This is a genomic window from Methylobacterium sp. E-046 (assembly GCF_022829625.1).
In the GTDB taxonomy this organism is placed as follows: Bacteria; Pseudomonadota; Alphaproteobacteria; order Rhizobiales; family Beijerinckiaceae; genus Methylobacterium; species Methylobacterium longum.
Map to the genome: position 1 here is coordinate 61,465 of NZ_JAKSYP010000155.1, position 20,011 is coordinate 81,475.

Here is a 20,011-nt window from a genome sequence, read left to right on the forward strand (position 1 = left end):
CCGAGGATCATGGCTCGGCCAGGATGGAGATCGGCAGCCTGACCGTGTAGGTCGTGCCGGTCCTGCCGGAGGCCGTGGCGAGGGTACCGCCGACCTGGCGGACGAAGGCCTCGACGAAGCGCGAGCCCTTGCCCGACGCGGGATTGCTGCCGGAGGTCGCCGCTAGGCCGACGCCGTCGTCCGCCACGGTCAGGACGACGTCGCCGTCGCGGCGGGCGAAACCGAGCAGGATGCGGCCGCGGCCGTTCGGGAAGGCGTACTTCACCGCGTTCGTGGCGAGCTCGTTGACGATCAATCCGATGGTCACCGCGTGGTCGGACACGATGAAGAGCGGCTCCGCCTCGACCGCGACGGCGACGCCGGTGTCGGTCCCGAGCAGGCTTGAGCGCAGGCTCCCCGCGATGCCTTCTAGGTAGGGGCCGACAGGCACCGGCCCGAGCGAGGCCGAGCGCGAGATCACGTCGTAGAGCCCCGCTACCGCGCCGATCCTCGCCTGCATCGCCTTGTAGCCCGCGATGCACGGCTCGGCCGCCCGGCGGATCTCGTAGGACACGAACGAGGTGATGATCTGCAAGGAGTTCTTGATGCGGTGGGCGAGCTCGGCGGCGAGCAGGTCGCGGTGCCGTTCCAGCAGGCGGGCCTCGGTCACGTCCTCGAACACCAGCAGCAGCCGGGTGACGTGGTTGCCCGGACGGAAGACCTTGCGGGCGTTCAGCCTGAAGATGCGCCGGCCCAGCCCCGGGAACTCGTCCTCGACCTCGAAGCCGTCCAGGGCCGTGTCGTCCGGCACCACCCGGGCGAGCAGCTCCTGCAACCGCCCGACCCTCCACTTGCCCTGCGCGAGGTCGTAGAGCGAGCGCCCGACGAGGTCGCCGCCTTCGTCGCCGAACAGGCGCACGAAGGAGCGGCTCGCCTGCGCGACGGTCATGTCGCCTTCCAGCACGACCATCGGGTCGCGCACGGTGTCGACGATGCTGGTGGCGAGACGGTCCTGGCGCTCGGCGTCGCCGCGGGCCTCGTGCTCGGCGGTGACGTCGTCGATGGCGAGCAGCAGGAACGGGATGCCGTTGCCGGGCCGGAAGATCTTGCGGGCGTTCAGGCGCATGCACTTCACCCCGATGCCGGGGAAGTCGTGCCCGACCTCGTAGCCCTCGACCGTCCCGTCCCGCGGCACGACCTCCACGAGGAGCCGGCGCAGGTCGGGGATATCCCACTGGCCGGTGCCGAGCTCGAACAGGGGGCGCCCGACGGTCGCCTCCGGCTCGGCCTGGAAAGTTCGGTAGAAGGCGCGGTTGGCCGAGTGGACGGTGAGGTCCATGTCGAGCACCAGCAGGCTCGACGGCACCGTGTCGACGATGTCCTGCGCGCTGAAGGTGTCCACGAGCCCGCTCCGACGGTTTCCCCGGTCGGCCCGGGCGGGACGTCCGGATGCGGGATACCCACACCTCAGGTCGTCTCTCTTCCAGGGGCCTTCTCCTGATCCGCGCCTATCACGCCGTGTATGCCTTGTCATTCACGCATGAAACTTCCAGACAGGAGGCGTTCGAACGGGGTGGGTAGTCCGGAAATGACGTGCCCGAAACGACCGGATCTCAGGCTCGACGACCAGATTTGTTTCGCGCTGTACGTCGCGACGAGCGCGGTGACCCGGGCCTACTGCCCGCTCCTGGGCGAGCTCGGCCTGACCTACCCGCAATACCTCGTGATGCTGGCGCTCTGGCAGGACGGCGCGATGACGGTGTCGGGACTCGCCGCGCGGCTCCGCCTCGGACCCAGCGCGATCACGCCGCTCGTCGACAGGCTGGAGGCCGCAGGCTTCGTCGCCCGCGCCAGGACCTCGGACCGGCGGGTGGTGCTGGTCGCCCTGACCGATGCCGGGCGTCGACTGGAGGAGGAAGCCTCGAAGACGCAGCAGGACGTCGTATGCCGGGTGGGTCTGTCGGACGGCTCACTGTCGGCTCTGCGGCAAGAACTGATGAACCTCGCGGACCGCGTCACCGCCCCCGTCGCGGTGCAGGGCGTTTCCTCGGGTCGGCCGCGGCAGGACAGATGAGGACGGCGCTCGATCCCGTTCCGTACGCGTGTGCCGGACAGGCGATGCGTGCCCATCCTTCTCGCCCGGAACCATTCGCGATGGAACGACCGGGATCGAGCCGTCGTGGCAAGGATAGTCCGGTCGGAACGCCTTGCGGACCGAGCCGCGTCGTCGAGCGTTGATGCCTCGCAGCGCGAAACCGCTCTGCACCTCTTGGAACCCGAGGCCGAACGTCCGCATGTCCGCCCCCCCTCTCGTCACCGACGCATGGAGCCCAGGCCGGAGCTCCCCTTCCGAGGCCCGAACCGAGTCCTGCGGGGCGTAAGGTGGTGAACTGCGCAACGGCGTTCCTCGCCGGGGGCGGCGAGGCGGCGCGCCTGATCCGCGAGCGCGATTGGTCGGGCCATCCCCTCGGTCCGCCTGAGACGTGGTCTCCCGCGTTCAAGACCGCGCTCGCGCTGGTGCTGAACTCGCCCGAGAGCATGATCCTGGCCTGGGGGCCGGACCTGCATTTCTTCTTTAACGATACCTATTCCAGGCTGCTCGGGCCCCGGTTGGCCTGGGCCACGGGCGAGCGCTTCGACGGGGTCTGGGCTGACGCCTGGGAACAGGCCAGGCCGATCATCGAGGACGCCTTCGCTGGCCGCAGCCGCCGTTTCGAGGACCTGCCCTGGAAGCTCGACACCGACCGCGGGGCAGCGGAGACGTGGTTCTCCTTCTCCTACTCGCGCGTGCTCGACGCCGACGGCGCGGTGGCGGGCCTATTCATCTTCACCAACGAGACCACCCAGCGTGTCCTGGCCGACGCCGCCCTCAAGGAGAGCCAGGAAAACCTGAGGCGGGCGCTCGACGAGGTGCGCTGCCTGAACGCGACCCTTGAGCAGCGGGTGGAGGAGCGGACGACCGAGCGTGACCTGATGTGGGACACCGCCCCGGATCTCATGCTGATCATCGACTTCGAGGGCGTGTTCCAGAGGGTCAACCCGGCCTGGACCCATCTGCTCGGCTACGAGCCGCACGAACTGGTCGGGCACCACGTCAACGAGTTCGTCCTGCCCGAGGACCATGCCGGGACGGTCGAGGCCTACACCGAGGCGGCCGAGGGAGGGATGCCCCGCATCGTGAACCGATACCGTCACAAGGACGGCTCGACGCGCTGGATCTCCTGGACCGCCGCCCCGGCCGGGAACCTGACCTACGCGACCGGGCGGGACATCACCGTGGCGCGGGAACGGCAGGCCGAGCTGGAACATGCGCAGGAGGCGCTTCGCCAATCCCAGAAGCTCGAAGCCGTCGGCCAACTCACCGGCGGCGTCGCGCATGATTTCAACAACCTGCTGACCATCATCCGCTCGTCGGTGGACTTCCTGCGCCGGCCCGACCTGCCGGAGGGGCGCAAGGACCGCTACCTCAACGCGGTCTCGGAGACCGTGGAGCGGGCTGCCAAGCTCACCGGCCAGCTGCTGGCCTTCGCCCGCCGCCAAGCCCTCAAGCCGGAGGTGTTCGACGTCGGCCGGAAGGTGCGCGGGATCGCCGAGATGCTTGACACCGTCACCGGCGCGCGCGTCCACGCGGTGACGGAGGTGCCCCACGGTCCATGCTTCGTCCGGGCGGACCTGAGCCAGTTCGAGACCGCGCTGATCAACATGGCGGTCAACGCCCGCGACGCGATGGACGGGGAGGGAACGCTCACCCTGCGGCTGGGATGCGGGGCGGCCCTTCCCGCCATCCGCGGCCATGCCGGCTCGCGGGAGGCGTTCGCGGCGGTCTCCCTGACCGATACCGGCTCCGGCATCCCCCCGGACCGGATCGGGCGGATCTTCGAGCCGTTCTTCACCACCAAGGAGGTCGGGAAGGGCACGGGCCTCGGCCTGTCTCAGGTATTCGGCTTCGCCAAGCAGTCGGGCGGCGACGTCGACGTGGCCAGCGTGGTCGGGGAAGGCACCACCTTCACCCTCTACCTACCCGAGGTCGAGCCCGAGGAAGGACAGGTCCGCGACCGCGTCCAAGACGGCGACCTCGCGCCCCTGGGAACCGGCCAGCGCATCCTGGTGGTCGAGGACAACGTCGGCGTCGGCCAATTCGCGACCCAGATCCTGGAGGACCTTGGCTACCGGCCGACCTGGGCGGCCAACGCCGAGGAGGCACTGGACCGGCTCGGCGCCGACGGCGACGGCTTCGACATGGTATTCTCCGACGTGGTGATGCCAGGCATGGGTGGCGTGGACCTCGCCAAGGCATTGCAGCGGCGGCTGCCGCACCTGCCAGTGGTCCTGGCGTCCGGCTACAGCCACGTGCTGGCGCAGGAGGGCACGCACGGGTTCGATCTGCTGCACAAGCCCTATTCCGCCGAGCAGCTCGGCCGCATCCTGCATCGGTTCCTCGGCCCACGGTAGGAACCGTCGAACCTTCCCGGTCCGATGCCCGGGCAAGCGGTCACGAACTCCGCCGACACGCCTTCCCGACACGGGTGTCGTGGAGACTGCGCGGACCGCCAAACGAGGCGGACGCCCGGCCGGAAACGGTATCGGGCCGACGCTTGTGCCGCCACTGCGGAGAGATATTGTCTCAAAGCATTCGCCCAAGCAGAGGCCCATCGATGATCTTCGTCACGGACGCGGTCGGTGCCTGCGTCTACACCAGCCCGGAGTGGACGACGCTCACCGGACAGGAGGTCGCCGACGCCCTCGGCCTTGGATGGCTGGATCGCGTCTACTCCGACGACAGAACCATCGTCGCGGAAACGATGGCTGCCGCGGTCCGTCGCGGGGAGGAGTTCAGCGTCAGGTATCGGCTGCTCAAGCCGGACCGCACCCTTCGCTGGGTCGGGGCGGGCGGCGTCCCCGCGTTCGGCATGCTGGGCCATAACTTCATCGGTTACTTCGGCACGGTGACCGAACTGGCCGCGGGCGCGACGGACACGATCACGGCCTACGGCAAGATCGAGCGGTTCGTGCCGCCGGCGCCCCATCCGAACACGATGCCGAATTGCCGGCTTGACCAGGTCGCGGATCACCTGCTCCTGGCGCATTCGCTCATCGAGTCCGACGGAGGCAAGGAGGCGCTGCCGGACCTCCGCAGCGCCCTGTTCAAGATCGGCCGGGCGCTCGCCGCCAGGATCGAGGTCAAGGAGCGGCTTAACTGAGCGACGCCGTCACGGGCGGGATCGCTTCTCCTGTTCGACCTTCGGCGATGCTGCTGCCCGAGCGTGGCAAGGCCAGTCTGCACACCGAACCCTGCGCCACCGTGGATGCCCTGGGGCCGGTCAGCCTTGGCCCTCGATGATGCCGCGGATACGGGTGGCCAGCGCCTCCAGGGCGAACGGCTTGGTCATCACGTTCATGCCGTGCGCCAGGTGCCCGTGGTTGAGCACGGCGTTCTCTGCGTAGCCGGTGATGAAGAGGACCTTGAGGTCCGGGCGGTGCTGGCGCGCGGCGTCAGCCATCTGGCGACCGTTCAGGCCCCCGGGCAGGCCGACGTCGGTGACGAGCAGGTCGATGCGCACGTCCGACTGCAGCACCTTCAGGCCCGAGGCGCCGTCGCCGGCCTCGATGGCGGCGTAGCCGAGGTCCTCCAGCACCTCCGTGACCAGCATGCGCACGGTCGGTTCGTCGTCGACCACCAGCACCGTCTCGCCGGCCTTGGCGCGGGCTGCCTCGGAGAGGTCGGCCACGGCGTCGGCATCCTCGGCCTCGCCGAGGTGGCGGGGAAGGTAGACACAGACCATCGTGCCCTGCCCGACCTCGGAGTAGATCCGGACCTGGCCGCCCGACTGCTTGGCGAACCCGTAGATCATCGACAGGCCGAGGCCGGTGCCCTCGCCGAGGGGCTTGGTCGTGAAGAACGGGTCGAACGCCTTGGCGACGACGTCCGGGGTCATGCCGGTCCCGGTGTCCGAGACGCAGAGCGCGACGTACTGGCCCGGGCTCAGGTCGCGCTCGCGGGCTCCGCGCTCGTCCAGCCAGCGGTTGCCGGTCTCGATGGTGATCCTGCCGCCGTCCGGCATGGCGTCGCGGGCGTTGATGCACAGGTTGAGCAGCGCGTTCTCCAACTGGCTCGGGTCTACCAGGGTCGGCCACACGCCGCCCATGCCGACGAACTCGACCGGGACCGCGGGGCCGACGGTGCGGCGCACGAGGTCGACCATTCCCTCGACCAAGCGGTTCACGTCGGTCGGCTTCGGATCGAGCGTCTGGCGTCGGGAGAAGGCGAGCAGGCGGTGGGTGAGGGCGGCGGCACGCTTGGCCGCGCCCTGCGCCGCGCCGATGTAGCGCTCCATGTCGGACATCCGCCCCTGGAGCATGCGTGTCTGCATCAGCTCCAGGGAGCCGACGATGCCCGCCAGCATGTTGTTGAAGTCATGCGCGAGCCCGCCGGTCAATTGCCCCACCGCCTCCATCTTCTGGGACTGACGCAGGGCTTCCTCGGTCTTCGCCAGGGCTTCCGCCGCCGCCTTCGCCTCGGTGACGTCGCGGACGGCCGAATAGACCAGGCCGCCCCGTGGCACGGCGTTCCAGGACAGCCAGCGGTAGCTGCCGTCCCGATGCCGGTATCGGTTCTCGAAGGAGAGTTGGGCCTCGCCCCGGACCAGCCCCGCCGCGGCGGTCCGCGTCGACGCATGGTCGTCGGGGTGCACGAAATCGAGGAAGGGCTTTCCCCTCAACTCGTCCTCCGACCAGCCCAACGTCGTGCGCCAGGCCGGGTTGAGGCTCGTGAAGTGGCCGTCGAGGGTCGCGACGCAGAGGAGGTCGCTGGAGACCCGCCAGATCTCGTCGCGCTCGGCGGTGCGCGCGGCGACCTGGGCTTCGAGTTCCGACTTCTCGGAACGAAGCAGGGCCTCGGCCCGGTGCCTGTCGGTCACGTCCTGGACGAAGACGTGGAAGCCATCGACCGCGCCACCGGCGTCGCGCCGGGGCAGGTAACGGATCTCGGCGACGCGCGGGCGCCCGTCCCGATGCGGCCAGTCGAGCTCGAACAGGACGGACTCGCCCCCGAGGGCTCGGTCGATGAAATCCTTCCGGGCCGCGTAACCGGCCGGACCCAGGAGCCTTCGGACGTCGCGTCCCACCACCTCGCCGGGCGGGACGAAGAACCAATCCACATAGGCCTCGTTGGCGAAGCGGTAGACGTGGCCGGCGTCGATGAACGCGATCAGCACCGGAAGCGCGTCGGCGATCAGGCGGAGCTCGCGCTCGTTGGTCTCGGCGAGCAGCTCGGCATTCCTGCGGGCGGTGATGTCGTTGAAGAACACGGCGACGCGGTGGTCCCCCGGTTCGCCGACCCGATGCGCGCGAACGTCGAACCAGCGCCCGAACACGGAGGCGTAGTTCTCGAAACGGGCCGGCTCACCGGTTCGGGCCACGCGGCCGTAGATGTCGAACCAGTGCCGTTCCAGGCCGGGCGCGAACGTGCTGACCCACCGGCCGGCGAGGTCCGCGCCGGTCTGCCGGGCGAAGGCAGGGTTGGCCTCCTCGATCAGGTAGTCGACCGCCCGCCCGTCCGCGTCGAACCGCAACCTGAGGATGCAGAACCCGACCTCGATGGTCTCGAACAGGGTACGGTACCGGGTCTCGCTCCGACGTAGGGCCTCCTCGGCGAGGCGGCGGTCGTTGATGTCCTCGACCACGCCGTACCAGCGCACGATGCTCCCGGCCCCGTCGCGGCGGGCCTGCGCGCGGGCGCGCATCCAGCGGTACTCGCCGCTCCCCGCGATGTTGATGCGGTAGTCCACGTCGACCGGCTCGCCCGAGGAGAGGCTCGCGGAGAACACCGCGACGGTGTGCGGGACGTCGTCCGGATGGAGGGCCCTCATCCAGCCGGCGCCGTCGGGCTCGCCTGGCGCCTGGCCCGTCAGTTCGAGCCAGCGGTTCGAGTAGGAGGTGATGTTGCCGGCTGGGTCGCAGGTCCAAGGCACCTGCGGATTCAGCTCGACCGTGTGCCGGAAGTGGTCCTCGCTCTCGCCGAGCCGCGCCTCGCTCTCCCGCAGCGCCCTCCCGGCCTCGTGCTCGGCGGTGCGGTCGCGGGCGATCTTGGTGAAGCCGAAGTGCTTCCCGACCTCGTCGAGCAGCGGCATCATCTCGCCGGACGCCCAAAACCGGCTGCCGTCCTTGCGAAGGTGCCAGCGCTCGTCGGGGGCGCGGCCCTCGTCACGGGCCCGGCGCATCTCCGCCTCGATGCGACCGGCCGCGCGGTCCTCGGGCGTGAAGAACCGGTCGGCGGGTTGCCCGCGCATCTCCCCGGCGGTCCAGCCGAACACGCGTTCCGCCCCTGCGTTCCAGTCGGTGACGAGGCCGTCGCAGTCGGTGACGACGATGGCGAAATCCACCGCGCTGTCGAACACCGCCCGCTGCCGCCGCTCGTTCTCCGCCAGGCGCGACATCGTCTGCCGGTAGCCGGTGACGTCGACCTGGCTGCCGAAGTGGTAGAGGACGCGACCCTCCGGATCGAGGATCGGACTGATGAAGAGCTCGTTGAGGAAAGGCGTGCCGTCACGCCGGTAGTTGACAATATCGATGGCTAGGTCGCGCTTTGCCGCCAACGCGTCCCGGATAGCCTGGACGTGGGCGGGGTCGGTGTCCGGTCCCTGGAGGAAGCGGCAGTTGCGCCCGAGCAATTCGTCGGCGCCGTAGCCGGACAGGTCCTGGAAGGCCCGGTTGGCGAAGACGATGGGATCGTCCGGCCGGTTCGGATCGGTCAGGATCATCGGGGTACGGGTTTTCTCGACCGCGGCGAACAACTCGTCCCGGCCGCCCGGCGTCGTGAGGACCCGACGCCCGAAAGCTTCCGCTGCCCCCCCGGCCTGCACTTCCCTCAGGCGCAGGATCTCGGCCTCAAGCTCGTCGCGCGACAGCGATTTCAGATCCGAACCGACCAACGTCCGCCCTTCTCGATTGGCCGGGACCTCCCCGCAATCACAAGAATCCGGTGTCCAAGCTGCGAGGGGCGGACCAGTTCCGCTTCCCCGGCGGCACCCCGATCGGGAAAACCAATCGGCCCAGCGCCGGCCATTCAGCTTCCCGCGCTTGCGGAACGACTGACCTCAAGCTTGGTCCGGCGGGGTGTAAAGAAGGCGGTCGTGGAGCGGACGGTGTCCAAGCGTCGCGGTGCGCCGACCGTCCGCAAAACGCCGCCGCGCCCCTCAGGCGTCGATGGCGCCGACCTGCTTGAGCAGGGACAGGTTGTCCATCAGGGCCCAATGCTCTGTCAGCCGCCCGTCCACGACGCGGAAGAAATCCATCACGGCGATATCGACCGCGTTGCCGGTGGCGGGCGTGCCTTGGAACGTCCCGGTATGACGGCCGGTGAACCGGAGATGCGCCAGCACCCGGTCGCCCTCGGCGATGACCTCGGCGACATGCATCTCGATGTCCGAGAACCCGCCGTGCAGCACCTCGCCGAGCCTGGCGACGCCCGCCGGGCCACGGACCTCGAAGTCGAGGCCAGGGTCATGGCGCACGAAGTCCGGGGCGATGAACCGCTCCCACCACACCGCGTCCCGGTCCCGGAACGCAACGAAGTAGGCGCGGACGAGGTTCTTGTTCGATTCCATTGACATCGCATCCACCCTCAGCGCCCCACGGGTTCGTGGATCGGGCAACCGTTGTAGCGCCGACGAAATTCGGCCGAATGCCTGTAGGGGGCGTTGCGGGCCCGGTTGATGTTGCCGAGCGGACGGTGGGTGGCGAGGCCGGTCCAAACCGCGAAGCGCATGCGCTCGTCCACGGCGTCGACGCGGGCCGCGTCCCAGCTGTCCTGCGGCCGGACGGTGATGGTGGCGACCCATTGGAACGGCGCCTCATCCTCGTTCCACTCGACCGTCGGATCCTCGACCGCCTGACGCTCCAGGTCGCGGCACAGCTGCACCCGGAACTCCCAGACACCCTCGATGGCGGCCATCTCCGACCGCACCGTCTCACGGATCGCGTCGGGGCGACCCGAAGCGTCGATCTCGGTGCCGGTCAGCGCGGTCAGCGCCGGGGCGACGGGAGCCACCGAGAACTTGGCGACGTGATCGCCATACCGGAATGGCGTGACGCTGTAGTAGGTCTCGCCGAGCGGGTCGACGTTCGGCGCACCGCCGAGCAAGCCGAGCGTCGGGCTCTCGATGCCGATTGCGGTCAGCGCTTTGTTCACCCCGCGCAGCACGGTGGAGGCGGCGACCTTCACACCCTCGATCCGGTCAGTGGTCTTGGCGAGCAGCTTGAGGCTGCTGAGGAACTTCTCGGCGTTCGGCGCCTGGAACACCGGGCCGTTGACCATGACGAAGTCCTGGGTCGTCCCTTCCGCGTCCGGCAGGCGCTCGCCCGCGACGTCCAGGACTTTCAGCGCGAGGCCACGCGGCAGTGAGACGGCGTCCGGCAGGATGTCGCCCGCGTTCGTCGACATCCGCATATAGACCTTGTGCTCGCCCGGCGTCGCGAACAGCCCCTGGGCGAGTTCGGGCGGCAGGCCCGCGTCGATGCGAAGCGTGCCTTCCAGGATGCCGTGGGCCTTGGCGTGGACCGAGCGCACCGCGTGGCCGGAGTCCTTCGCGACCCTGTCCAGGATGGTGTCGAAGGTCTCGTTCAGACCCTCAATGGTCTTGCCTTCGTCGGCGGCGATCTTCTCGACGTCGGGGGAATAGCGAACGGGCGCTGCCGGCATACACGATCTCCAAAACTCACTTGTGCACAACCGATTAAGCCCGGACCCGTTCCGGTCATCTCCCTGATCAACCTCTCTTCCTGGCCTCACGTGATCGGGAACTCATCGCGTCGACTTGGAGGTGGGCGGTCAGCGTTCCCGGCTAGGTTTGAAACTTTCCCTTCCATGCCTCCGTACAGCTTGGCGTACGCCCGGCCTGGGCGCGGCGCGAGGCCCTGCCTCGACGTCCGATTTGTCGCGCCCAAACTCTGTCGGACTACTATTTTTATTTGATAAAACAGGAACTTGGTGGTCGCACCTTCTCTTCTCTCCATGTGCGAAAGGGGATCCCTTCCCCTACAGGAGACGTCGAATGAAGATCACTACCCTTGCCCTCGCCGCCACGGTCCTCGGCAGCCTCGCGCTCGGAGCCGGCGCCGCCTCCGCCGCGCCGATGGGCCCGAACGGGATGCAGGTTGCCCCGTCCGGCGTGACCCAGGTGCGCATGGACCGCAGCGAGCGGATGATGATGAAGAAGCGCATGATGCGGAAGCAGATGATGAAGCGCCGCATGATGAAGAAGCGGATGATGATGAATCGCGGCATGTGATTTCACGGCGCCGTGCGCTTCCGGAGGCCCCGATCCAGGGGCCTCCGCCCTGGCCGTCCTGAATGCGGGAAAGACCGTTTGGCTCGAACCTACCTGACCCGATCCGCTCCCGAGACCGGCGAGGTCGAGCGTCGCCGCTGGATGTTTCGCCACCCCCTCGTCATCCGTGTCACCCATTGGGTGAACGCGGTGTGCCTGCTGGTCCTGCTGATGAGCGGCCTGCAGATCTTCAACGCCCACCCGGCGCTGTACTGGGGCAAGGTCTCGACCTTCGATGCGCCGCTGCTGGCGATGTCCTCGACCGCGGACGATCCGCCCAAGGGCATGACGACGGTATTCGGCCACGGCTTCGACACGACGGGATGGCTCGGCTCCTCGGTCGGCTCCGACGGCGAGGCGGCCGACCGAGGCTTCCCGGCCTGGGCGACCTTGCCGAGCGACCAGGACCTCACCGGCGGCCGTTCCTGGCACTTCTTCTTCGCGTGGGCCTTCGTCCTGAACGGCCTCGCCTACCTGCTCTACGGTCTGGCCAGCGGGCAGCTTCGGTTCCGCGTTATCCCGTCCCGCGACCAGATCCGGCATTTCGGCGCGTCCATCTGGGAGCACCTGACGCTGCGCTTCCCGCAAGGCGACGAGGCCAAGCGCTACAACGTCATCCAGAAGCTCACCTACCTCGTCGTGCTGTTCGTACTCCTGCCGGTGCAGGTCCTGGCCGGCCTCGCGATGTCCCCGGCGATGGACGCCGCCTTTCCCTTCCTTCTGACGCTGTTCGACGGACGCCAGTCGGCCCGCACGGTGCACTTCGTCGTGGCGGCCCTGCTCGTCCTGTTCGTGGTCGTGCACGTCGCCTTGGTCCTGCTGTCGGGCTTCTGGAACAACATGCGCGGCATGCTCATCGGCTGGTTCGTGATCGAGCGCAAGATCGAGCCGGCACCCGTCACCGGGGAGACCCGGGTATGAGCCGCCTTCCCAGCCGACGCGCCCTCCTAACGGGAGGGGCCGCCATGGCCGCGGCGGCCCTGCTCGGCGGCTGCGACCGCCTCGGCAACGCGGAGTGGTTCCGCCGCACGCTCAAGACCGGCGAGGACGCAAACCCGTTCGTCCAGCGCCTGCTTTTGGGCGAGGCGACGCTGGCCCCGGAATATGCAGAGGCCGACATCTCGTCGTGGTTCAAGCCGAACGGGACCGAGGACCCGCCCGACAGGGACTACAAGGCCCTGGCGAAGGGCAGGTTCGCCAAGTACCACCTGGAGGTCGGCGGCCTGGTTGAGGCACCCTTCAAGCTGTCCCTGGCCGAACTCCGCAAGCTTCCGGCCCGCACCCAGATCACCCGGCACGATTGCGTCGAGGGCTGGAGCGCCATCGGCAAGTGGACCGGGGTGCCGCTCGCCGAACTGCTCAACCGCGCCAAGCTCAAGCCACAGGCGCGATACGTGGTGTTCCACTGCGCCGACACCATGGATCAGGGCAGTCCGCTCGAAGGCGGGGGAGACGACGAGGGGGCCGACGAGGTCCCCGCCGGCAACGCCAACCCGAGCATGACGAAGCAGTCGGGCGGCAGCGAGAGCAGGAAGGACTCCGGCGGCCAACAGGCGACGGAGGACGATGCGGCCAGCGGCGGGACGCCGGTTCGCTTCTACGAGAGCATCGACCTGGTGGACGCGTTCCACCCGCAGACCATCCTCGCCTACGACATGAACGGGGAGGCGCTTCCCGTTTCGAACGGCGCCCCGCTGCGCCTGCGGGTCGAGCGCAACCTCGGCTACAAGCAGGCGAAGTATGTGATGCGCATCGAGGTCGTCGAGAACTTCGCCCACATCGGCGACGGCAAGGGCGGCTACTGGGAGGACCAGGGCTACGCCTGGTACGCCGGCATCTGAGTTGGCGCGGACGGGACGTCGACGTCCCTGCGGGCATTGCGAGCGCAGCCCGCTCGTGGCGAGTTAAGGACAATGCCATCATGTCCCTGCATTTTGAACGCCTCGGCACGGGTCGGCCGCTGCTCATGGTCCATGGGCTGGGATCCAATCTCCGCACCTGGGATCCGCTCTTGCCCGCATTGCGCGGCTCGCATGAACTGATCCTGGTCGACCTGCCGGGACATGGCGGATCGGCCCCGCTCGCGGGTCGGCAGACGATGGAGGCCCATGCGGACGCCCTCGCCGGCTTCGTGCAGTCGCAAGGCCTGACGACGGCGGACCTCGTCGGCAGTTCGGTGGGAGGCCGGCTGGTGCTGGAGCTGGCTCGGCGGGGCATCGGTCGGCACTGCGTGGCGCTTGATCCCGGCGGCTTCTGGCGTGGGTGGGAAACGGGCTGGCTTCACTGGACGCTCGCCGCATCGATACGCCTGGTGCGGTTGCTGCGGCCCTTCCATCCCGGCCTGTCGCGCCACGCCGTCACCCGTACGCTGCTGCTCGCCCAACTGTCGGCCCGTCCGTGGGCGCTGCCACCGCAGCTTGTCGTCGGGGAGTTGCAGAGCCTGGCGGCCACACCGGTGTTCGATGCGATGCTGCGTGAGCTGGCACGCGGGCCGTTGCAGCAGGGTTCGACAACGACCCCCGGCCTCGTCACCATTGGCTGGGGCCGCCAAGACCACCTGCTGCTGCCGCGCCAGGCCGCACGCGCCCAGGTAGCATTCCCGTCGGCCCATCTGCACTGGTTCGAGCGCTGCGGCCACTTCCCGCATTGGGATCAGCCTGCCGAGACGGCGCGCGTGATCCTTGAAACGGTTGGGAAGGACGCGCCTTGAGCTGGCTTGTCGCACACCCGAGCCCGCGGCCCCTTCGATATTCGGAACGGCATCCCGTTCCCGACTCGATACGCCGAATCCCAAGTCCGCTGCGTTCTCTCCTGCCGCGGTCCGCCTCAGTTCCCCGGTCACCGTGAGGAAGATCATGACCTACCTTCGATACGCCCCCGACATCGAGAAGCCTGCTGCGGACGAGCAGGAGACCATCGACGGCATCATCGCCGGCATGACGCAGCAATCAGAGACGGTGGAGAAGCGCGAGCACCATGCCGTGCGTGCCAGCCACGCCAAGAGTTCGGCCTGCGTCACGGGCGAGTTGACGATTTCCACCAGCCTGCCGCCCGAACTGGCCCAAGGGTTGTTCGCCACGCCCGGCACCCACCCCGTCGCGGTTCGTTTCGCTCAAGGCCCGGGCGAGACCCTGGGCGACCGTGTCTCGACCCATCGCGGCATGTCCATCAAGGTCTTCGACGTTCCCGGGGAGAAGCTCCCCGGCCATTCCGTCGATACCCAGGATTTCGTCCTCGCGACCGGGACCACCTTCCCGTCCGGGACGGCGGCCGGCTTCCTGCGCGACGGCACGGTCATCGGCAAATCGACGAGCCTGCCGGAGGGCGTGAAGAGCGCGGTGTCGTCGACCATGCGCAACCTCAACAAGGCGCTGCATGCCTTAGGCACCGAGAGCGCCTTCGCCGACTTCTTCGGGCACCCTTACAGCCACCCGCTGGTCGACAGCTACTTCAGCCAAGCGCCGGTCCGCTTCGGCGACTACGTGGCCAAGCTCGGGGCCGTGCCGACTGGCGAGGCGCAGCGCGCGCTATCCGAATGGCGGCTGGACCCGAACCAGGACGAGGACGGCTTCCGGCACGCCACGGTCGCCTTCCTAAGGGACAACGAGGTGGTGTTCGAGCTGAAGGCGCAGCTCTGGGCCGATGCCGAGCGGCAACCCATCGAGGACGCCTCGGTGGACTGGCCGGTGTCGGTCAGCCCGTATCGGACGGTGGCGACGCTCCGCCTACCGCGCCAGGACGCCTACTCGCCGGAGCGGGTGCGGTACTTCGACGAGGTCATGACCTTCCGCCCGGCGCACAGCCTCGCGGCGCACCGGCCGCTCGGTTCGGTGATGCGGGCGCGCCTCCAGGTCTACCGGGCGCTGAGCGATTTCCGCCACCGTGAGAACGGCGTGGCGGCCGAGGACACCGCCGGCATCGACCGCATCCCGGCGTGAGGAACGGCGCGGACGGCGCCTCTGATGAACCCCAACACCCAGAAGGACGATGACATGAACTTGCAGGGCAAGAAGATCGCGATCCTGATCGCACCGCGCGGCACCGAGGAGCCGGAGTTCGCCAAGCCCCATCACGCGGTGAAGCAGGCCGGAGCGACCGTGACGGTCATCGGCCTGGAGGCCGGCGAGGCGGAGACCGTGAACAACGACCTCGATCCGGCCGGCCGCTACAAGGTGGACAGGACCATCGAGGGGGCCTCGGCCGCGGACTTCGACGGGCTCGTCATCCCGGGCGGATGCGTCGGCGCGGACAAGCTCCGGGCGAGCAAGGATGTCGTGGCGTTCGTTCGGGACTTCTTCGAGCAGGGCAAGCCGGTCGGGGTCATCTGCCACGGGCCTTGGACCCTGATCGAGGCGGACGTCGTGAAGGGCCGGACGCTGACCTCCTACCCCACGGTCCGGCGGGACATCGAGAACGCCGGGGGCACCTGGGTCGACGAGGAGGTCGTCTGCGACAAGGGATTGGTCACCAGCCGCACGCCCAAGGACCTGCCGGCCTTCTGCGCCAAGATCGTCGAGGAGTTCGCGGAGGGCCGCCATCCCGACCAGGCCCGGAGCGCCTGAGGAGTCGAACAGCCAGCGGCCGGTCATCGAGCCTCCGGGGCGGGCCAAACCGCGACGACGTCCCGTGGCCGGGACGCCGTCGCGGAAGCCTCCGTCATCCCTCGATGGCGCCGATCTGCTTGAGGATGCCGAGCTCGTCGGAAGAACCCCAGCGCTCGACCATCTTGCCGTCGACGAAGCGGCCGATCTGCATGCCACGGACCTTGATGGCCTTCCCGGTCGGCTTGTGGCCGTTGAAGTCGCCCTGGTGCGTGCCGGTGAGCGTGTAGGCGAAGGCGACGCTGTCCCCGTCCGCGACGAGCTTCTTCACCTCGACCTGCATGTCAGGAAAGGCGGTGCGGAGCTGCGTGAAGAATGCCTTGTACCCCTCGGGACCCATATGCTGGCCCGGCGCCGGGTCGTGGTCGTGGCAATCCGGGGCGACGACCTCGGGGAAGGCGTCGAATTGACCGGCGTTGACGAGTTCGCCGAACTTTTTGGTCGCCTGGATGCTGGTCTCTTGGGACATTGTGTTCCTTGGGGCTCGGGGCTGGCAAAGGCGCGCCCGGCGCCTCGAAGCACGGGAAACGCCCGCCATGGTCGGACGTTGCCGACGCCACGCACGACGGGGTCGGGATGACCGACGGGCATGACGTCGGACCGTGGCGCGGTGCTTGGTCGGCCGCTGGCTAGGACGTCGTCCACGAGGGCGGCGCTAGCCGACATCCCAGGTCTCGCCCGTCCCTAGGTGACGTTCACCCGCACCCGATGCCAGCAGGCGCATAGGTAGCCCTTGTGGTTCCAGGTCTCGTCCGGCAGTGCCGGCTGCGTCTGCCCCGCCTCATCCCAGGCGCGCACGGCTAGCCCATGCCCGCCCGGCGGCAGGTCGAGGTCCGCGCTCCAGAACGTCCAGGCGAACGGAGCGTCAGCCTCGTGTTCGAGCTCGGCCTGCACCCAGGACCGGCCGCCGTTCCCGGAGACGTCGACGCGTACGATGGCCCGGTCCCCGCTCACCGCGTAGCCGCGGACCCTGTTGCTCCCCGACTTGAGGACGGCCCCGGACCCGGGCTCGCAGATCGCCGCGTTCAGCGGCATCGTATCGATGGTGTGCCCCTTGGCCGGATCGGCGGTCTCAGCGGTCACGTCGGCCGGGTACAGCTTGTAGTCGCCGGCCTGGATCGGGTTGTCCGAGGGGTGGTCCTGGACGCTCAGGCGCCGGAGCCATTTGGGGCTGCGCACGCCGGCGAAGCCCGGCACCACAGCGCGGACCGGAAAGCCGTGCTCCGGTAGCAAGGCCTCGCCGTTCATGGCGTAAGCCAGCAGGGTCTCGGGCGCCATCGCCTTCCTTAGCGGGATCGAGGCCCCGTAGGGATGGCCTTCCACCGTGTCGTGGCTCTCGAAGGCGACATGGAAGCCTGGGCGGTCGGCGCCCCCCGCCTCGCGCAGGACATCGCCGAGCCGAACCCCGGTCCATTCCGCGGTGCCGATGGCGCCGGCGTCCCACGGGTCGCCCGATACCGGGGCGACCGCCCGCATGTCGGCGCGACGATTGCCGGCGCACTGCATCGTGGCCGTGACTGCGGTTTCGGGGAAGCAGGCACGAAGGTCCGATAGCGACAACTCAAGCATGGTGCCGGTTCCGCCATCGACGGTGAGGCGCCAGGTTGCCTCGTCGAGGTCCGGCAGGTCGCCGTGCGAGCGGACGTAGAAATCCTTCGCCGGCGTCCGGTAGGTGGCCCGCAATCGGTCGAGGGGCGGTTCGGCGTTGTAGGGCTGATGGCCGTGTACGATCAGGCGTGCCTTGCGCTCGGTCAGGCTCGACATCGGGGCTCCCGTCCGGGTGGGGTTACGGGAGTGAACGCCTCGGCGGCGGCAAGGGTCATTCAGCGGCCGAGAAACCAGGGCGGCGGCAAGGGGCATGACCGCTTTCGGAGGACCAACCGGCCTTGGTGCTCGTTCGCCCGGACGGTCCATCGCGTCCCGTGGGCCCACCGATCAGCCCGAGCGCCTCACGGCGTACGCGTGTTCGGCGACGCGATCCAGCCGTAGGTCACCGTCCACGAAGCGGCTGAGAAGCGAACCTTCCCAGGGTCCGCGAAGGATAGGGAGCGAAAGTGGGGTTGGCGCCCGCTCCAGGCCCCTGCCTCCCCGATATTCGGGGGCGACGCCACCTGCGGTACCCCTCCGTCCGACCGGGTACGGAGGGGCGGACCTTCCTCAATTGCGCGCGTTGCCGTCCCGCATCTGGCCCGTCGGCTCCTGGACATGGGCTTCCAGGAACCATAGCTGCTTGTCGACGGCCCGGGAGACCTCGGTGAACAGGTCCGCCGTGTCGGGGTCGCCCGCCTCGTCCGTCTCGTCGATGTTCTCGCGTACGGCATTGGCGTAGGCAGCGTAGCTGTCGATCAGCCCGGCGACGTGGTCGGCGATGGCGTAGATGCCGGTCGGGTAGGCGGGTAGCTTGGACGACCCCGCCACGACCTGCGCCGTCCCCAGGGCCGTGCCGCCGAGCTGCACCGCCCGCTCGGCCACCTTGTCGTTGAGGTCGCTGATCTCGGCGCGGAAACCGTCCAGCATCAGGTGGATGCCGATGAATTGCGGACCCTTAAGGTTCCAATGGGCCTGCTTGATCGCCAAGGCGAGGTCGATGCCGTCGGCCAGCCGCGCGTTCAGGGCCTCGATGGACACCCTCTTGGCGTTGGAATTCGTGTCGTTGCGGGTCTGGTGGGTGCGCGGGGTGCTGCTCGTAGCCATCGTTTGCTCCGTTATGCCGAGGCGGCAATTGTGGAGGCCGGTGGAGGTTCCTTTTTTCACGGTCCGGCCTGACGGAGTCCGGACCCTCGGCCGTCCAGGGTGCAAGCAGCACGACCGCGTAGGTCGCCGCCAGGATTGTGGGCCTGGCCGCTTTCCGTCCTAGGGAGGGCGCTTGCCACCGGGATGTCCCCCCCCACCCCCGCCCAGGTCAGGATCGGCAGGCATGACCACGCCGACTCGATGCCCGGGACGTACCATACGTCGCGTCCGGAAGTGGATGACGATGGGAGGAGGTGCTGACCTACCCACGATGGGAAACCCCATCTGTGATGTCTGACATGTCAGGCGGCCGTGGAGATCCTCGGGTTCATCGGCGTATGCTGAAGCGGCGCCAAGTGGGATGGTCGTTCGAGGTTGGCAGCCGGCGTCCCCGGGGATCGGGCTCAGCCCGCCGAGCCGGGCTTCGAGAAGCCGCGGTGGAGCGCCGCCGCAGCCATGTCCGGCAGTGCCTCCGTGACGGCGCTCATCACCTTGTTCTTGACCCCCGGGACCACCTTGTCGCTGCCCGACTGCAATGCGTCGAGGGCGGCCTTGGCCACGGCTGCCGGATCGTCCTTGCCGTTCGAGGCCCCGATCTTGGTGTCGAGCATTTCGGCCCGTCGGAAGAAGTCGGTTTCGGTCGGTCCCGGCATCAGCACGGTGACGGTCACCCCGGTGTCCTTAAGTTCGCTTCGCAGCGCCTCGCCGAACCAGCGCAGGAACATCTTGGTGGCGCCGTAGACCGCCTCGAACGGGTCGGGCATCGACGCGGCGATGGATGACGTGAACAGGATCCTGCCGCTGCCACGCGCGACCATCTCCTTGACGACGGGCTTGGTAAGCTGGACGGCGCCTCGCACGTTCAGGTCGATCATCGCGAGTTCGCGCCCCAAGTCGGTTTCCACGAAGGCGCCGCCCAGGCCGAAGCCGGCATTGATGCACAGCACGTCCACGGGCCGTCCCGCCGAACGGATGGCCGCGACGAGGCTGTCGACGCCAGCCTCGGACGACAGGTCGGAGGCGTGCGTGCTGACCTTGCCATCCTCCGTCGAAAGGCGCCGCGCCGCATCCGCAACGTGGCCCTCGTCCTGGGCCGCGATGAGAACGTCGTACCCGCTCCCAATGAGCTCGCGGGCGAGCTCGAAGCCGATGCCGTTCGAGCCGCCGGTCACGACGGCGAATGGCTTGGACGTCTCTGCGGACATGGGATCCTCCGGTTGCCCGGGCCAACAGGGGCTCGACGAGCAGGGTTCCTCCCGACGTTCCGTGGAGCCGCACGCCCCTGATCGCGATCCTCGCTCCGGCTTCGACAGTGAAGATTCAAACGTGGGCCGCAATCGTCGTGGCGACGTGGACGGGCGCTACGGAACC

General features: G+C 68.6%; 17 protein-coding genes. 9 read left to right on the plus strand and 8 right to left on the minus strand.

Annotated features, from left to right (window positions below):
• Positions 1-7: 7 nt before the first annotated feature.
• The gene (locus tag MKK82_RS13230) at positions 8-1,381 is read right to left on the minus strand and encodes a sensor histidine kinase (protein WP_243986000.1); all 1,374 of its coding nucleotides are present in this window, start codon (positions 1,379-1,381) and stop codon (positions 8-10) included.
• A gap of 171 nt (positions 1,382-1,552) precedes the next feature.
• Here MKK82_RS13230 and MKK82_RS13235 point away from each other — a divergent pair, with 171 nt between their 5' ends.
• The 3 genes from MKK82_RS13235 (at position 1,553) to MKK82_RS13245 (ending at position 5,180) form a co-directional block, all read left to right on the plus strand.
• On the plus strand, positions 1,553-2,053 hold the full coding sequence (locus MKK82_RS13235; RefSeq protein WP_243986002.1) for a MarR family winged helix-turn-helix transcriptional regulator: 501 nt from the start codon (positions 1,553-1,555) through the stop codon (positions 2,051-2,053).
• A 311-nt stretch (positions 2,054-2,364) separates the two neighbouring features.
• Complete coding sequence (locus MKK82_RS13240; protein WP_243986033.1) at positions 2,365-4,431, plus strand: PAS domain-containing sensor histidine kinase; 2,067 nt, start codon at positions 2,365-2,367, stop codon at positions 4,429-4,431.
• A gap of 203 nt (positions 4,432-4,634) precedes the next feature.
• On the plus strand, positions 4,635-5,180 hold the full coding sequence (locus MKK82_RS13245; RefSeq protein ID WP_243986003.1) for a PAS domain-containing protein: 546 nt from the start codon (positions 4,635-4,637) through the stop codon (positions 5,178-5,180).
• A gap of 120 nt (positions 5,181-5,300) precedes the next feature.
• On the opposite strand, the gene MKK82_RS13250 is transcribed toward MKK82_RS13245, so the two are convergent.
• The 3 genes from MKK82_RS13250 to MKK82_RS13260 all read right to left on the minus strand — a co-directional run bounded on the left by MKK82_RS13250 (position 5,301) and on the right by MKK82_RS13260 (position 10,678).
• Entirely contained in the window at positions 5,301-8,909 is a 3,609-nt protein-coding gene (locus tag MKK82_RS13250; protein ID WP_243986004.1) for a PAS domain S-box protein, read from the minus strand.
• A 264-nt stretch (positions 8,910-9,173) separates the two neighbouring features.
• On the minus strand, positions 9,174-9,584 hold the full coding sequence (locus tag MKK82_RS13255) for an ester cyclase (protein ID WP_243986006.1): 411 nt from the start codon (positions 9,582-9,584) through the stop codon (positions 9,174-9,176).
• 17 nt (positions 9,585-9,601) lie between these two features.
• Complete coding sequence (locus MKK82_RS13260; protein WP_243986008.1) at positions 9,602-10,678, minus strand: catalase family protein; 1,077 nt, start codon at positions 10,676-10,678, stop codon at positions 9,602-9,604.
• A 352-nt stretch (positions 10,679-11,030) separates the two neighbouring features.
• Here MKK82_RS13260 and MKK82_RS13265 point away from each other — a divergent pair, with 352 nt between their 5' ends.
• The 6 genes from MKK82_RS13265 to MKK82_RS13290 all read left to right on the plus strand — a co-directional run bounded on the left by MKK82_RS13265 (position 11,031) and on the right by MKK82_RS13290 (position 15,868).
• On the plus strand, positions 11,031-11,267 hold the full coding sequence (locus MKK82_RS13265; protein ID WP_243986009.1) for a hypothetical protein: 237 nt from the start codon (positions 11,031-11,033) through the stop codon (positions 11,265-11,267).
• A gap of 78 nt (positions 11,268-11,345) precedes the next feature.
• On the plus strand, positions 11,346-12,227 hold the full coding sequence (locus MKK82_RS13270; RefSeq protein ID WP_243986010.1) for a cytochrome b/b6 domain-containing protein: 882 nt from the start codon (positions 11,346-11,348) through the stop codon (positions 12,225-12,227).
• A complete protein-coding gene (locus MKK82_RS13275) occupies positions 12,224-13,147 on the plus strand; it encodes a molybdopterin-dependent oxidoreductase (RefSeq protein ID WP_243986011.1) in 924 nt (307 codons plus the stop codon). Before MKK82_RS13270 ends, MKK82_RS13275 begins: the two co-directional genes overlap by 4 nt.
• Before the next feature lie 80 nt (positions 13,148-13,227).
• On the plus strand, positions 13,228-14,016 hold the full coding sequence (locus tag MKK82_RS13280; RefSeq protein ID WP_243986012.1) for an alpha/beta fold hydrolase: 789 nt from the start codon (positions 13,228-13,230) through the stop codon (positions 14,014-14,016).
• 145 nt (positions 14,017-14,161) lie between these two features.
• The gene (locus MKK82_RS13285; protein ID WP_243986013.1) at positions 14,162-15,244 is read left to right on the plus strand and encodes a catalase family protein; all 1,083 of its coding nucleotides are present in this window, start codon (positions 14,162-14,164) and stop codon (positions 15,242-15,244) included.
• A 54-nt stretch (positions 15,245-15,298) separates the two neighbouring features.
• A complete protein-coding gene (locus tag MKK82_RS13290) occupies positions 15,299-15,868 on the plus strand; it encodes a type 1 glutamine amidotransferase domain-containing protein (protein WP_243986034.1) in 570 nt (189 codons plus the stop codon).
• Between the two features lie 94 nt (positions 15,869-15,962).
• Here MKK82_RS13290 and MKK82_RS13295 read toward each other — a convergent pair whose 3' ends face one another.
• From MKK82_RS13295 to MKK82_RS13310, 4 genes are all read right to left on the minus strand, one after another.
• On the minus strand, positions 15,963-16,376 hold the full coding sequence (locus tag MKK82_RS13295; RefSeq protein WP_243986014.1) for an ester cyclase: 414 nt from the start codon (positions 16,374-16,376) through the stop codon (positions 15,963-15,965).
• 215 nt (positions 16,377-16,591) lie between these two features.
• A complete protein-coding gene (locus MKK82_RS13300; protein ID WP_243986016.1) occupies positions 16,592-17,671 on the minus strand; it encodes a molybdopterin-dependent oxidoreductase in 1,080 nt (359 codons plus the stop codon).
• 393 nt (positions 17,672-18,064) lie between these two features.
• The gene (dps, locus tag MKK82_RS13305; RefSeq protein WP_243986018.1) at positions 18,065-18,601 is read right to left on the minus strand and encodes a DNA starvation/stationary phase protection protein Dps; all 537 of its coding nucleotides are present in this window, start codon (positions 18,599-18,601) and stop codon (positions 18,065-18,067) included.
• A gap of 443 nt (positions 18,602-19,044) precedes the next feature.
• Positions 19,045-19,845 carry an SDR family NAD(P)-dependent oxidoreductase gene (locus tag MKK82_RS13310; RefSeq protein WP_243986020.1) on the minus strand — a complete coding sequence of 267 codons (801 nt, stop codon included), beginning with the start codon at positions 19,843-19,845 and terminating at the stop codon, positions 19,045-19,047.
• Positions 19,846-20,011 lie beyond the last annotated feature (166 nt).

Coding starts and splice junctions, on each gene's coding strand:
- MKK82_RS13275 (WP_243986011.1), top strand. CDS start 12,224: ATGAGCCGCCTTCCCAGCCGACGCGCCCTCCTAACGGGAGGGGCCGCC.
- MKK82_RS13260 (WP_243986008.1), bottom strand. CDS start 10,678: ATGCCGGCAGCGCCCGTTCGCTATTCCCCCGACGTCGAGAAGATCGCC.
- MKK82_RS13310 (WP_243986020.1), bottom strand. CDS start 19,845: ATGTCCGCAGAGACGTCCAAGCCATTCGCCGTCGTGACCGGCGGCTCG.
- MKK82_RS13300 (WP_243986016.1), bottom strand. CDS start 17,671: ATGTCGAGCCTGACCGAGCGCAAGGCACGCCTGATCGTACACGGCCAT.
- MKK82_RS13295 (WP_243986014.1), bottom strand. CDS start 16,376: ATGTCCCAAGAGACCAGCATCCAGGCGACCAAAAAGTTCGGCGAACTC.
- MKK82_RS13285 (WP_243986013.1), top strand. CDS start 14,162: ATGACCTACCTTCGATACGCCCCCGACATCGAGAAGCCTGCTGCGGAC.
- dps (WP_243986018.1), bottom strand. CDS start 18,601: ATGGCTACGAGCAGCACCCCGCGCACCCACCAGACCCGCAACGACACG.
- MKK82_RS13265 (WP_243986009.1), top strand. CDS start 11,031: ATGAAGATCACTACCCTTGCCCTCGCCGCCACGGTCCTCGGCAGCCTC.
- MKK82_RS13280 (WP_243986012.1), top strand. CDS start 13,228: ATGTCCCTGCATTTTGAACGCCTCGGCACGGGTCGGCCGCTGCTCATG.
- MKK82_RS13290 (WP_243986034.1), top strand. CDS start 15,299: ATGAACTTGCAGGGCAAGAAGATCGCGATCCTGATCGCACCGCGCGGC.
- MKK82_RS13255 (WP_243986006.1), bottom strand. CDS start 9,584: ATGGAATCGAACAAGAACCTCGTCCGCGCCTACTTCGTTGCGTTCCGG.
- MKK82_RS13245 (WP_243986003.1), top strand. CDS start 4,635: ATGATCTTCGTCACGGACGCGGTCGGTGCCTGCGTCTACACCAGCCCG.